The sequence below is a fragment of the Rhizobium sp. 10N414 genome (assembly GCF_056394785.1).
The window spans coordinates 1-13,240 of sequence record NZ_JBFTIN010000021.1; the positions used below are offsets into that span (position 1 = coordinate 1).

Here is a 13,240-nt window from a genome sequence, read left to right on the forward strand (position 1 = left end):
TGACCGTCGAAGCCTTCAAATGCGAGCTGAGCGGAGATACAGTGTGTTTGCATCGGGCCTCCGTAACGAATCTGGTAAGCCTTTGTCGCAAAAGCAGTTTCTCAGATTCGCGGGCCCGATGCACCCTTTACTTTGAGAGATTCAGGCTAAGCCACGCGAGATTTTTAGCGTTACGACAGGCTTGCCCATTCGGCCAATCCAAAAGCCCATCGCATGTGGTAGCCACTGAGCCACTCGCCACCAACTCGTTGCGAAACAGAGCGGCATAGTACGCGTCTGCCCTGTCAGTAGCCCACATCGATGTGAGCGCGGCGACGGCCAGCATCGTGACGGCCCCCAACACCCATTTCCAGAAATGCCACGTCACATAGGCCACACCAGCGGCAGCAAACACCCCAAGCGCGGGCAAAAAGCCATCCCAGAACGTCATTTACTTCACCCCGGACAAAAGGCTTTCGTGATTGCCGCTATACTGCGGGTCGCCGCCAGTTTGTCCCGTTCTTCCGGGTGGTCGCGCAAGCTATTGGTCACAACATCGACCACCTGCTTCTCACTCACTCCCGCTCGCAAGCAACTGTCGCCCATTACATCGGCCACACCATCAACATAGGCGACGCATAACGCAGTGCGCTCATCACTTGCCGTGCACCAACCGTATAATTCGTTTCCGTTGATAAACCCGCCATAGATGTTCGTATTAGCGAAGGCAGGCGCAGTCGGAATGGCGCACGCCATGGCCAAGCCCACGGCAGCCGATAGATACTTTTTCATGACAATCCCCAGTGATGCGGTAGCGGTGTCAGCATTCGAATGCCAAGCCAACACCATCCGGCGACGTGAGGATACCACGAGGTATGGGTTTCGTGCCCCCTGCTGTGCCCCCTGCTGAAAAATCGGGATTTCTGCTTGAGGAAGGGAGATCTTCTTTTTATGAATGATTTCAAGATGGTGCGAGCGACAGGGATCGAACCCGTATACCTTGCGGTGAGGGATTGTAAGACCTTTGCCCTAGCACAGCGTTTCGAGCCGGCAGCGAGAGACGTCACGGTCGTAGGGTGGACGGCACGTCGCAAAGGCTTGCCGTACAATACCTCGAGACATACGCCAATCGAGTCGTCACCCTGCTGCAGGAGGCGCTCATCGGGCTCGGGTGGTGTCTTTCCTAGCCGCCAGGCGCTGACCAGGATCGCGGCGCTTCAAAGCCAGCTTCTCGGCTTCCGCTCCGTCAAATTGACACAGCACGGGATAAAAGGGACCCTAGTGCAAGCGATTCGGTTCGCTGCCAACTTGTATGCGGCGATCAGCGTTGCCCCAGCCCTTGTTTCTCGTTTGGTGTTTCAAGACTCTCAAAGGAGAAGTGCCGTGATCCCATCCGGTCTCTTTTACGACCTCGTTGATTCCCAAATTGCGTTCAAGATCGTGCAGAGGAATTTCAACAGTCCCAACTTCATCTTCAGCGTACCTCGCGTAAAGGACGGGCAGCTCCGCCTGACGATGCTCGGAAGTCAGCCCCTTGTCGGGTCCGCGGATGCCATACTGGCCCGCCTTAACGCCCTTCTGTGCGAACACCCTGTCCGCCAGCCGAACGCCCATGCCTTCAGGCCGGCCACCAGCAATGCGAAGATCGTTGGCTATTCGATCTTTCCCGAGGCCGAGAAAGGCAAGCAGCACGGGTTGCCGGAAGAGATGTCCGTCGAATGCCGCATCATGCCGGCCGACCGTTCAAGTCCCGGGCGGGAAATCTCGATGGTGAGCGTGATTGTCGATGGAAAACATAGCCTTCATCTGATGGAGACGGTCGGCAAGGATAATCTTCAGGAGATCAGCCGGCTTTCTCCGCATGCACTGCCGATGGAAATCCATGGGGGACTGGCGGCGAATGGCTACTATCAGGAGAGCTTCGTGACCTTATATGGTGAGGAGGCCCTCGAAGAGGCGAAAACGAAGTTGAGAGAGGCCGGCAACCGAGCGGGCTCCGCCGGTGCCGACGCCCGACACGCACATCACTGATATCGCTCTCTCCGTTGTGAGATTTCGGTCGGCTTGATCGTCAAATGTGCGGGTTCGTGTTCGCCTGATGACGTTGACTTGGTAGCGCCAACGGATGTGTGCGCGATTTTGCGGGTTCGGGTAGCAAATTCCACAAGGTTGGTGTCCGAAGGGAAAAGCAGCCCACGCCTACCAGACCGAGGACGGTACCGACACCAACAGGATCGAGAGTTTCTTCGCCCGCGCCGAGCGCTCGTACGACGGCATCCACCACCGCTTCTCGGTGAAGTACCTGGATTGGTACATGGCGATGGTCGCCTGGAAGGAAGACACCCGCCATATGAGTCTGCGCTGGCGGCTCGCCGACGTGCTGCGTACGGTCACCCACCGCACGCCGTCTGATCACCTCTGCGGATACTGGCAAGGTGCGTCAGAGCGTATCGAAGATCAGGTGCAGACTGAGGACACGACGGTCGAGAAGCAGCGCTACCTGCGGTGACCGATCTGGGCTTCGTCATCTCTCCGACGTCTACTGTCAGTTTCACCGGGACCCTATTGACGGTTTCACCGGATTCCTATTGAAGGTTTCCCCCGCATTCTATTGATACTTTCCCCCAAATTCTATTGACACTTTCCCCGCAACTCTATTACAACTTTCCCCATATCGAATTGCGTAGAAATCAGGTGACCTCATGGACGAGAGTCTCCTCCCGCGTCATCTGCAGCCCCAACTAAAGGCTGCACTTACATCAGCGCGAGTGGTTAACATTATTGGACCGCGCCAGGTCGGGAAGACGACACTGGTACGCGATCTATTGAGCGCTGGAAAATTCATCACCTTGGATGACGAGGGTGTGCTTGCAGCTATTGAGGCCGATCCGAAAGGACAGCTGGATTCCCTGTTGGCTGAGACGAAAGCGGGTCCCCTCATTATCGACGAAGCCCAACGATCAACGAAATTAGCTTTGGCGTTAAAGAGAATCGTGGACGAGAACCGAGCAATGGGTCAGTTCGTCCTGACAGGCTCATCCAACGTTTTCATTTCCGCGCACGTGGCGGACTCGTTGGCAGGTCGGGTTCATACGATGACGATGCTTCCAATGAGTGTCGCCGAAACAAAACGCATGGGGCCTGCGAAAATTCTCGACTGGGCATCGGCGAATGACCGTCCCGATCCGCTAGACCTGCCTCAAGCAGAAACGTTGTCCCGGGCACAATACATCGCCTTGATAGTCGCAGGCGGTTTCCCCGAGATACGAACTCTGGAAGAGCGCTGGAGGCAAAATCGATACAGAGACTACGTTGACAGTGTCGTGGAACGCGACGTCGCGTACATCTTAAAAATAAGAAAATCAGACGCCATGAGGCGAATGATCGATCAGCTAGCTACGCGTGTCGGAAACGAGCTGAATATAGACGAACTGTGTTCAAACATCAGTTTGCAACGGAATACGGCCGATACCTACCTCGATATTCTGACCAAGCTCTCACTATTGCGACGATTGCCTGCGTGGACCTCTGGAGAGACCGGGCGCGACATACGCCAGCCAAAAATACATCTTGTGGATACTGGGATCGTCGCAGCTTTGAGGAGCATGAACACCCAGAGCTTCAATATTGGCGCGAATCCCACAGCGCTTGGCGGCCTGTTCGAAAATTTCGTTTTCAATGAAATGTGGAAATCCGTCCCCCATCAAATGCGTCAGTGGCGACTTTATCATTGGAGGCATCAACGAGGACGCGAGATAGACATTCTTGCTGAGTCAGACAGAACGATAATCGGCTTCGAGATGAAGACATCGACTACGGTTGAAGCAAAGGACTTCCAACATCTGCGATGGTTTCGAGATGAAGGCCCAGGGGTGAACCGTCCCTTCGTCGGCATCGTCGTCTACATGGGGGAGCGCGTACTCAGTTTCGGCGAAAACATATTCGCGCTCCCTCTGTCGATATTTTGGTCATTTGAAGACAGTTAGCCTGAGCGGGCAGCCCAGATTAATCCTCAAATGCTTTCCTGGCGATCCCCCACAATCTACGACGACCATCGGGAGCACCTGACAAGCGAACCTGGCCCGTCTGCTCCATGCGTTCGAGCAGGCCAGAAAACCTTCCAGCCAGATTAGAACCGATCCCGTCAATCTGGCCCCAAAGCCTTCGCGTTCGGCAAACTGTTTCGACAGATCACCTGCAAGGACCGGTTCTTCGGCATCTCGGAGTAGTTCGAGGACGCCGCGGCGGACATTACGACCTTTGAGGAGGTCGGTGACGCGGCGGCCAGGGCTCGGACGCTACTCTTGGATCGAAGACCTTGATCACGGTCACGAAAGCGACCTTGTGCGCTTCCGAGGCGAGCGCTTCCGCCTTGATCTCCTCAAGTCTGGCTTCCAGTTCAGCCAGCTCGGCCTCAGTTCCTCGACGACCAACACAATACAATCCAACTCCATCGACAGAGCTGGAGGTAACAATTCTTGTGCCTGGAATCTTGTGGCATTTGCTCCCTAACCATTCGCGGGTCGGGGTTTTGTCGATTGCCCCGCTGCCTTCCGTGCGGATGTGAAATATATTTCATTACGTGAATTATATTGACACGCATTAGATCTTCGCCTTTATTGCTCTCATCGGACTTCGAGGAGGAAGTTCGATTTCAACGCGATCAGCGGCGTCAACGTGACGCCCTCAGGCTTTTGGGAGGGGCTTCGGCCTCGAGGAGGAATCTTGCGCAAATTTATCAGCTCGACCGCCATGGCGGTCCTTGCAGCAACGCTTTTTGCGGGCACGGCATCCGCGGAAACGGACAGTCCGTTCCGCTGCAAGCCGGGTGAAAAATACGTCATGAACGTCATGGTCTCGGGTGTGGAATACTGGTTCCCGGTCTACGAGATGTTCAAGCAGGCCGGTCAGCAGCTCGGCTGCGAAACCGCATATACCGGTACACCGGAATATGACGTCAACAAGCAGATCGCCACCTTCGATCAGGCGCTGGCCCAGAACCCGGCCGGCATCCTTGTCCATCCGATGAACTCCGATCCGTTCATCGAGCCGATCAACCGCGCCACCGAGCAGGGTACGGCCGTCGTCACCTTTGCCGCCGACTCGCCGCTTTCCAAGCGCGTCTCGTTCATCACTTCGGACAACACCCGCGAAGGCATCTATGCTGCCGACGCAATCGCCGAGAAGCTGGGTGGCAAGGGCGAATATGCGGTTCTGGAAAATCCGGGCCAGGACAATCATGACAAGCGCATCGCCGCCTTCATCGGCCGTATGGAGGAAAAGTGGCCCGACATGAAGCTGGTCGGTCGCGCCGCTTCTAACCAGGACCCGACCAAGGCCTATCAAGGGCTTTCGAGCATCATCCAGGCCAATCCGAATCTCGGCGCGGTCTTCATGCCGGAAGCGAACTCCGCTATCGGCGCCTCACAGGCGTCCAAGGAAAATGGCGGCAAGGTTCTTGTCATGTGCGCCGACGTCAACGCCAACATTCTCGACATGATCAAGGCCGGTGAAGTCTTCGGCTCGATCAACCCGAACCAGGGCATGCAGGGCTACATGGGCTTCATGCTGTTGTGGCTTGCCAAGCATCCGGAGCTGATCGACCCGATGAACGACGCCAAGCGATCGGGCTTCAATCCGATGAGCATCCCAGTGGTCGACAATGGTCTTTCGATCGTCACTGCCGAAAATGCCGACGACTTTTATTGGGACAAGTACCTGAAGCGCCGCGGCACGAAGGGTATCGAGGAGTAAGTGCATCGGCCCTTGTCACCTTCGGAAAGAAGGTGCGCCCGGAGGGCCAAATGAGGGGGATGGTTGGGCCAGAACTTGCCGCACTATCCCCTCAACGCCTTGTAAGCTCGGCTTTTTCCGTGCTTGGCAGAAAGCAGATTATCGCAGCCGTCTCGATCGGGGACCGGTCATGAACAAGGAAATGACGATGGCGGAGCCGGTGCTCACCATTCATGGCATAAGCAAGCATTTCGGGGCGATCCGGGCGCTGACGGATGTCAACTTCACGCTCGAGCGCGGCGAAGTCCATGCGCTCTGCGGCGAAAATGGCGCCGGCAAATCAACGCTGATGAACATCATCGCTGGCGTGCTGCAGCCGACCGAAGGCGAAATCCGCGTCGATGGAAAGCCCGTCCGCATCGCTTCACCGGCTGCCGCGCAGGCGCTTGGAATTGGTCTGGTGCATCAGGAAATCGCCCTCTGCCCTGATGCCACGGTGGCCGAGAACATGTTCATGGCCGCGACCAACCGCCGGCGTGCCCCTTTCATGAATTACCGCACTTTGGAGCGCGATGCCCAAAAGGTGATGAACCGGCTCGCCGCCATCGACGTCAGCCAGAAGGTCGCGGACCTGCCGATTTCCAGTCAGCAGCTTGTCGAGATCGCCAAGGCGCTGACGCTCGACTGCCGCGTGCTCATCCTGGACGAGCCGACCGCAGCGCTTACCGAAACCGAGGCACAGCAGCTCTTCGCCATCATCCGCGACCTCAAGGCGAACGGCATCTCGATCATCTATATCAGCCACCGCATGGCCGAGATCTTCAGCCTCTGCGACCGCGTGACCGTTTTTCGTGACGGTCGGTATGTCTGCACCGACAAGATCGACGATGTCACGGCCGATGATGTGGTACGCCGCATGGTTGGCCGCGAGATCACCCAGCTCTATCCGGAAAAGCTCGGGGCCGAAGTCGCCTCTCGCGAAACCATCCTCGAAGTGGATGGCCTCGGTGATGGTGCTCGATTCCATGATATCAGCTTCGATCTGCGCCGGGGTGAAATCCTCGGCATCGGGGGCCTGATCGGCTCCGGCCGCACGGAGATCGCCGAAGGCATTTGCGGGCTACGCCATGCCGACGGCGAAGTCCGCCTGCATCGCAGGCCGCAGGCAATCCGCGCCTATGCGGATGCGGTCAAGGCGGGCATCGTCTATCTGTCGGAAGACCGCAAGGGCTCCGGGGTGTTCCTGGAGATGTCGATCGCCCAGAATATCTCGGTGCTGAACTTGAAGGCACTCACCAACCATGCCGGCCTTCTCAACGGTCGCGCCGAGGCGGCGCTGGCGGAGGATTTAGCGCGGCGGCTTGCGGTGCGCATGGGCGGCGTCGAGGCGCCGGTCAAATCGCTGTCCGGCGGCAACCAGCAGAAAGTGGCGATTGCCAAGCAGCTTGCCGTCAAACCCAAGGTGATCCTGATGGACGAGCCGACACGCGGCATCGATGTCGGCGCGAAGACCGAAATCCATCGGCTGCTGCGCGATCTCGCGGGCTCGGGCATCGGCATCGTCGTTATTTCATCGGAAATGCCGGAACTGCTCGGGCTCTGCGACCGCGTTCTGGTCGTGCGCGAAGGGCGCATTGCCGGCGAAGTGGGCGCGGACGATATGACGGAAGAAACGGTGATCCGCCTTGCATCGGGGGTCAGTGCGGCAAGGACGGCTGATCATGCCGCGTAAGGAGAAAGAGACGGGAATGGCAATCGACACGATAACGGCGGATATCCCGAAAACGGGGCACTTCAAACGCATCGGCAGCATGCGCGAAGCGGGACTGATCGCGATCATCCTGGCGCTTTGCCTCGCCATGAGCTTCGCCTCGCCACACTTCCTGACGCTCGGCAATTTCCGCGCCATGCTGATGAGCTTTTCGGTGGAAGGCATCGTTGTCGTCGGCATGACGATCCTGCTCATCGTCGGTGGCATCGATCTCGCCGTCGGCTCGGTCGTCTGCTTCGCCATGGTCCTCTCCGGCTCGCTGTTTCTTGCCGGGCTCGATCCATGGACGGCCTCGCTGATCGGCATTCTTGCCAGCGGCGTCATCGGCGCGATCATGGGTTTCTTCGTGACCGTGGTGGGGCTCAACCATTTCATCACCTCGCTCGCCGGCATGGTGATCGTGCGCGGGCTGTGCCTCATCATCACCAAGGGCACGCCGCTCTCGCTCTTTACCCTGCCGGCAGGCTTCAAGGCGGTTGGACAGGGCACCTTCCACGGCATTCCCTACGTCATCCTGATCTTCGTCGCCGTCGTCGTCCTGTTCGATTTCCTGCTGCGCCGGGCCACCGCCTTCCGCAAGGTGTTCTATACCGGCAGCAACGAGAAGGCGGCGCTCTATTCCGGCATCAGGACCAACCAGGTGAAGTTCTGGGTGACGGTTCTCTGCTCGACCCTCGCGGGCGTCGCAGGGGTGATCTACATGTCCCGCTTCGGCGCTGCGACCCCGACATTCGGCGTGGGAATGGAACTCAACATCATCGCGGCGGCGGTCATCGGCGGTGCCTCGCTCAATGGCGGCTCCGGCACGATCTTCGGCGCCATCCTCGGCATCGCGCTGCTCTCGGTCGTCACGTCGTCGTTGATCCTGCTCGACGTCTCCGTCTATTGGCAAGACATGATCAAAGGCTGCATTCTGCTCGCCGCCGTTTCCATCGACCATTTCCTGCACAAGCGGAAGGCCGCCTGATATGCCAATCGCCAAACTGAAACAAAAGACGACAGCACCGCGCGAGGAAATCGTCATCGCGCGCCAGATGCACCAGGCGCTCGTGCTGCATTTTCTGGAGGGCCTGACGCAGGCACAGATCGCCGACCAGCTCGGCATCTCGCATGCCACCGTCAATCGGCTGATCAAGCGCGGCCGCCAGCTCGGCCTCGTCGAGATCAAGATCAAATCGCCGGTCGAGCCGCTGGTGGATATGGAAGAGCGGTTACTGGCGCTCGGCGGCATCAGCCGCGCCGTGGTGGTGCCGACGGTATCCGACAATCCCCAGACGGCGCTGCAGGCTGTGGGCGAGGCGGCGGCTCGCCTGCTGATCGAGGAGATCGCCGATGGCGACACCATCTGCATCACCGGGGGCAAGGGTGTCGGCGCCGTCGTCGCTGGCCTGCAGCCCGCTCGTCGCTTCGATGTCGAGGTGATCCCCGCGACCGGCTGCGTGCAGGGCAAGCACTATACCGACGTCAACCACGTCGCTACCCTGATGGCGGATCGGCTCGGCGGACGTTCCTACCAGATCCACGCGCCGCTCTTTGCCGATGATGCCGAGCAGCGGGGCATGCTGATCAACATGCGCGCCGTCGCCGATGTCTTCCAGCGGGCGCGGGAAGCCAAGGTCGCCGTCGTCGGCATCGGCTCGATCCTGAGCTCGGATTCGACCTATTACGACCTGCACCCCTCTTCCAGCGAGGACCGCAAGGCCATCGAACATTCCGGCGCAAGGGCGGAACTGCTCGCCCATCTGCTCGATGGCGAAGGCCGGGTCTGCGACTACAGTCTCAACCGCGCACTGGTTTCGCTGACGCTTGAGGAATTCGCGGCGATCCCGACCAAGATCGGCGTGGCAAGCGGCCTCAACAAGGCCAGCTCCATCCTGAGCGTGCTACGCGGCCACCATCTCGATACGCTCGTCACCGACGAGGCGACCGGGGCGTGTATCCTTGAAATAGCATCCGGCGAAGGGTTTTCGGCATGAGCGGCGAACAGTTGATCCGCGAGATCGGGCGCTCCGGCGTCGCGGCGTCGGCCGTAGGGCTCGGCACCTGGGCGATCGGCGGCTGGATGTGGGGCGGCACCGACGAAGCGCAATCGATCGCCGCCATCCAGGCCTCGCTTGATGCCGGCGTGACCCTCATCGACACGGCGCCGGCTTACGGCCTCGGCCGCTCTGAGGAGATCGTCGGCAAGGCCATCGCCGGCCGCCGCGACAAGGCCGTCATCGCCACCAAATGCGGCCTTGTCTGGCATACGCAGAACGGCAAGCATTTCTTCGATCAGGATGGCAAGCCGGTTCACCGCTATCTCGGGCGCGACTCGATCATCCATGAGGTCGAGCAAAGCCTGCGCCGGCTCGGCACGGATTATATCGACCTCTACATCACTCACTGGCAGGACGTAACGACACCGATCGAGGAGACGGTGCGGGCGCTTGAAGAGTTGAAGGCGGCCGGCAAGATCCGTGCCATCGGCGCCAGCAATGTCGATCGCTCTGAGCTTCGGCAATACATTCAAACCGGATCACTCGATGCGATCCAAGAGCGGTTCAGCATGATCGATCGCGGGATCGAGGCGGACCTGCTGCCGCTCACTGTTCAAAACGGCGTGTCGACGCTCAGCTATTCCTCGCTGGCACTCGGCCTGCTCTCCGGTACCATCGGACCGGATCGCATTTTCTCGGGTGACGACCAACGCAAGGACAATCCGCGCTTCTCCGTCGCCAACCGGCAGAAGGCGAAGGATTTCTCGGAGGTGATCCGACCCGTCGCCGAGCTGCATGGCGCGAGCGTCGCCCAGGTGGTGATTGCCTGGACGCTGGCGCAGCCGGGCGTGACTTTTGCCCTCTGTGGTGCGCGCAACCCGGCACAGGCATTCGACAATGCAAGGGCCGGCACGCTCCGGCTTTCGGCTGACGATCTCAAGGCCATCGACGCGGCGCTGGTGGCGAAACTGGCCCACATGGACGGATAACAGGCTGTCATCATGAACCGTGAAGAGACATGGAACGGGTTTCGCAATAGCCCGAAGGTGGATGTCTGCGTCCTCGGCGGCGGCATCAATGGGCTCAGCGTCTTCCGCGAGCTGGCGCTGCAGGGCGTGAACGTGCTGCTGGTCGAGAAGGGCGACTATTGCTCCGGCGCGAGTGCCGCGCTGTCGCGCATGGTGCATGGCGGCCTGCGTTACCTCGAAAACGGCGAGTTCGACCTCGTGCGGGAATCGCTGGTCGAGCGCGACCGGCTGTTACGCAACGCGCAGCATTACGTCGCACCGCTGCCGACCACAGTACCTATCTTCGACATTTTCTCCGGCCTCGGCAACGGCATCGTGCGGTTTCTCGGCCTCACCCGCCGCCCGAGCCGCCGCGGTGCCATCGCCATCAAGACGGGCCTTGCCATCTATGATTTCCTGACCCGCAAACGGGCCTTGATGCCGAAACACCAGTTTCGCGGCCGCCGCGGCACGCTTGCCAAATGGCCGGCGCTCAACCCGGCAATCCGGAGCGCCGCGACCTATTACGATGCCTGGGTAAGCCACCCGGAACGCATCGGCATCGAGCTTCTGCGCGACGGGCTTTCGGCTGGTCCGAACGCGCAGGCCCTCAACTATGCGACGCTCGAACACGCCCCCGCCGGCCACTTTCTGCTGCACGATGCCATCTCCGGACAATCGCTGCCGATCAGGCCCGCGCTGATCGTCAACGCCACCGGCGGCTGGATCGACATCGCCAATGGCTCTCTCTTCCCCGAGGATGCCCGTCCCGCGCCGTTGATGGGCGGCACCAAGGGCTCGCACCTGATCATCGATCATCCGGGCCTGCGCGACCTGCTCGATGGCCACATGATCTATTACGAGAATGAGGATGGTCGCATCTGCATCCTCTTTCCCTATCTCGGCAAGGTGCTGGTCGGCTCCACCGATATCCGCGTCGATGATCCCGGCACGGTGCGCTGCGAGGATGACGAGCGCGATTATATTCTGCAATCGCTGGCCTTCGTGCTGCCGGGCATCGTCATCCGCCCGGAAGAGATCGTCTTCCAGTTCGCGGGTGTTCGGCCGCTGCCGGCCAGCAACGACAGCTTCACCGGCCGCATCCCGCGCGATCATTTCTGCACGGTCGTCGAGGGCCGCGATCTCGGCCCGCCGGTGCTCTGCATGATCGGCGGCAAGTGGACCACCTTCCGGTCCTTCGGCGAACTCGCCGCCGACATGGCGCTCGACCGGCTCGGCCGCAAGCGCCGCATCGATACCGCCGATCGCACCTTCGGCGGCGGGCGCAGCTTTCCCAAGGATCGCAGCGATTGGCTTCGGCAGCTTTCCGGCGCGACCGGCCTTAAGGAGGATCGCATCGCCACCCTCTTCACGCGCTATGGTACCGACGCTGCCGAAATCGCCCGCTTCCTCGTCGCGGCGGATCATGCCCTGCCTCCCGATCACGCCCTGCCGCATGCCGGCTACAGCGCCCGCGAGCTCATCCATCTCATCCGCTCGGAAGCGGTGGAGCATCTGGACGATCTTCTTTTGCGCCGCACGACGCTCGCCATCACCGGCGAACTTTCGCTCGACATGGCCGATGCCACCCTCGCCATTCTCGCCGCCGAAAAAGGCTGGCCGCCGCAGCGCGCGACCGAGGAGCGCACCCGTTTTCTGACCCTCCTGAACGACCGTCACGGTGTTTCGGAGCAAACCCTTTCCGCAAGGAACGAACAAAGGAGTAAACAATGCGAGACGTCAGCAAGGTCCGGATGAACCGGCTGTTCGGCAACGGCCGTTGCCTCGATGTGGCGATCGATCATGGCGTCTGCAACGAGCCGTCCTTCCTTGACGGCCTGGCGAACATGCCGGCCGTCGTGAAGGCGCTGGTCGACGCGAGGCCCGACGCGATCCAGATGAATTACGGCCAGGCCGACCTGCTGCAGGACCTGCCCGGCAAGGACAAACCGGCGCTCGTCATGCGTCTCGACATGGGCAACCCCTACAACCGCATCCGCCATCGCGATATGTGGGCCGTGTTGCAAAACGAGGCCGAGCCGCTGATCGGCGCGCTGCAGATGGATGCGGCCTGCGTCGTCGTCAATCTGTTCATGCTGCCGGACGAGCCCGATCTCTTCCGCCAGTGCGTCCAGAATATTTCGCGCGTGCGTGCCGATTGCGAGAAATACGGCATGCCGCTGATGATCGAGCCGCTGGTGATGCAGCCTGTGGCGGAGCGCGGCGGTTACATGGTCGATGGCGATGCCGACAAGATCGTGACGCTGACGCGGCTTGCCCGCGAAATGGGCGCCGATATCGTCAAGGCCGATCCCACGACCAACCCGGAGGATTTTCATCGCGTCATCGAGGCGGCGCGTTGCCCGGTTCTGGTCCGCGGCGGCGGCAAGGAGGATCTGTCCGCGGTCTTCGCGAAGTCCGCGGCCTTGATGCGGCAGGGTGCGATGGGCATGGTCTACGGGCGCAACATCTATCAGCACGCCAATCCAGGCGCCGTCGTGCGCGGTCTGATGGCGATCATCCACGAGGATGCAAGCGGCCAAGAGGCGTTTGCAGTTTATCAGCAAGGGTGAGGTTTTGTGGTTCCCTTGATCCCAGCGGCGAGAAGTGCCGAGCGCATACGAGGCGATGAGGGCGTGCTGCGGCAAATCCTGAGCATGCAGCGAGCCCTTCATCCGGCCCTTCGGGCCGCCTTCTCCCAGATGGGGAGAATTGGGGATCGGCGCTAGGCTTTCGGCTAAAACCACGCAAGACTGACAGAACCTTGGGAG

Annotated in this window: 12 protein-coding genes and 1 pseudogene; 11 read left to right on the forward strand and 2 right to left on the reverse strand. The window is 60.2% G+C overall.

Annotated elements, in window-relative coordinates; genetic code table 11:
• Positions 1-127: 127 nt before the first annotated feature.
• Both AC1DE4_RS18870 and AC1DE4_RS18875 read right to left on the reverse strand, forming a co-directional pair.
• A complete protein-coding gene (locus AC1DE4_RS18870) occupies positions 128-430 on the reverse strand; it encodes a hypothetical protein (RefSeq protein WP_477882469.1) in 303 nt (100 codons plus the stop codon).
• 5 nt (positions 431-435) lie between these two features.
• The gene (locus AC1DE4_RS18875; protein WP_477882471.1) at positions 436-771 is read right to left on the reverse strand and encodes a Rap1a/Tai family immunity protein; all 336 of its coding nucleotides are present in this window, start codon (positions 769-771) and stop codon (positions 436-438) included.
• A 591-nt stretch (positions 772-1,362) separates the two neighbouring features.
• Between AC1DE4_RS18875 and AC1DE4_RS18880 the strand changes: the two genes are divergently transcribed.
• The 11 genes and pseudogenes from AC1DE4_RS18880 (at position 1,363) to AC1DE4_RS18930 (ending at position 13,042) form a co-directional block, all read left to right on the forward strand.
• Positions 1,363-2,010, forward strand: coding sequence for a hypothetical protein (locus AC1DE4_RS18880; RefSeq protein ID WP_477882473.1), 648 nt, complete (start codon positions 1,363-1,365; stop codon positions 2,008-2,010).
• A gap of 202 nt (positions 2,011-2,212) precedes the next feature.
• A pseudogene (locus AC1DE4_RS18885) lies at positions 2,213-2,260 on the forward strand (hypothetical protein); the annotation flags it as partial.
• 33 nt (positions 2,261-2,293) lie between these two features.
• Positions 2,294-2,488 (forward strand): hypothetical protein, encoded by a 195-nt coding sequence (locus AC1DE4_RS18890; RefSeq protein ID WP_477882475.1) that lies wholly within the window; start codon positions 2,294-2,296, stop codon positions 2,486-2,488.
• 193 nt (positions 2,489-2,681) lie between these two features.
• The gene (locus AC1DE4_RS18895; protein ID WP_477882477.1) at positions 2,682-3,965 is read left to right on the forward strand and encodes an ATP-binding protein; all 1,284 of its coding nucleotides are present in this window, start codon (positions 2,682-2,684) and stop codon (positions 3,963-3,965) included.
• 739 nt (positions 3,966-4,704) lie between these two features.
• On the forward strand, positions 4,705-5,733 hold the full coding sequence (locus tag AC1DE4_RS18900; protein ID WP_025660625.1) for a substrate-binding domain-containing protein: 1,029 nt from the start codon (positions 4,705-4,707) through the stop codon (positions 5,731-5,733).
• A gap of 187 nt (positions 5,734-5,920) precedes the next feature.
• Complete coding sequence (locus AC1DE4_RS18905) at positions 5,921-7,444, forward strand: sugar ABC transporter ATP-binding protein (RefSeq protein WP_477882590.1); 1,524 nt, start codon at positions 5,921-5,923, stop codon at positions 7,442-7,444.
• Between the two features lie 16 nt (positions 7,445-7,460).
• Entirely contained in the window at positions 7,461-8,450 is a 990-nt protein-coding gene (locus AC1DE4_RS18910) for an ABC transporter permease (protein ID WP_025660627.1), read from the forward strand.
• 1 nt (position 8,451) lies between these two features.
• Positions 8,452-9,459 carry a sugar-binding transcriptional regulator gene (locus tag AC1DE4_RS18915; protein ID WP_477882480.1) on the forward strand — a complete coding sequence of 336 codons (1,008 nt, stop codon included), beginning with the start codon at positions 8,452-8,454 and terminating at the stop codon, positions 9,457-9,459.
• Positions 9,456-10,451 carry an aldo/keto reductase gene (locus AC1DE4_RS18920; protein ID WP_477882482.1) on the forward strand — a complete coding sequence of 332 codons (996 nt, stop codon included), beginning with the start codon at positions 9,456-9,458 and terminating at the stop codon, positions 10,449-10,451. Before AC1DE4_RS18915 ends, AC1DE4_RS18920 begins: the two co-directional genes overlap by 4 nt.
• Before the next feature lie 12 nt (positions 10,452-10,463).
• Positions 10,464-12,227 (forward strand): glycerol-3-phosphate dehydrogenase/oxidase, encoded by a 1,764-nt coding sequence (locus AC1DE4_RS18925; RefSeq protein ID WP_477882484.1) that lies wholly within the window; start codon positions 10,464-10,466, stop codon positions 12,225-12,227.
• Positions 12,200-13,042, forward strand: coding sequence for a class I fructose-bisphosphate aldolase (locus AC1DE4_RS18930; RefSeq protein WP_477882486.1), 843 nt, complete (start codon positions 12,200-12,202; stop codon positions 13,040-13,042). The genes AC1DE4_RS18925 and AC1DE4_RS18930 overlap by 28 nt, the downstream gene beginning before the upstream one ends.
• Positions 13,043-13,240 lie beyond the last annotated feature (198 nt).

Bases quoted from the DNA above. Each gene is read 5' to 3' on its own strand.
- AC1DE4_RS18870 (WP_477882469.1), bottom strand. From the start codon at position 430: ATGACGTTCTGGGATGGCTTTTTGCCCGCGCTTGGGGTGTTTGCTGCC.
- AC1DE4_RS18875 (WP_477882471.1), bottom strand. From the start codon at position 771: ATGAAAAAGTATCTATCGGCTGCCGTGGGCTTGGCCATGGCGTGCGCC.
- AC1DE4_RS18890 (WP_477882475.1), top strand. From the start codon at position 2,294: ATGGCGATGGTCGCCTGGAAGGAAGACACCCGCCATATGAGTCTGCGC.
- AC1DE4_RS18895 (WP_477882477.1), top strand. From the start codon at position 2,682: ATGGACGAGAGTCTCCTCCCGCGTCATCTGCAGCCCCAACTAAAGGCT.
- AC1DE4_RS18905 (WP_477882590.1), top strand. From the start codon at position 5,921: ATGGCGGAGCCGGTGCTCACCATTCATGGCATAAGCAAGCATTTCGGG.
- AC1DE4_RS18910 (WP_025660627.1), top strand. From the start codon at position 7,461: ATGGCAATCGACACGATAACGGCGGATATCCCGAAAACGGGGCACTTC.
- AC1DE4_RS18915 (WP_477882480.1), top strand. From the start codon at position 8,452: ATGCCAATCGCCAAACTGAAACAAAAGACGACAGCACCGCGCGAGGAA.
- AC1DE4_RS18920 (WP_477882482.1), top strand. From the start codon at position 9,456: ATGAGCGGCGAACAGTTGATCCGCGAGATCGGGCGCTCCGGCGTCGCG.
- AC1DE4_RS18925 (WP_477882484.1), top strand. From the start codon at position 10,464: ATGAACCGTGAAGAGACATGGAACGGGTTTCGCAATAGCCCGAAGGTG.
- AC1DE4_RS18930 (WP_477882486.1), top strand. From the start codon at position 12,200: ATGCGAGACGTCAGCAAGGTCCGGATGAACCGGCTGTTCGGCAACGGC.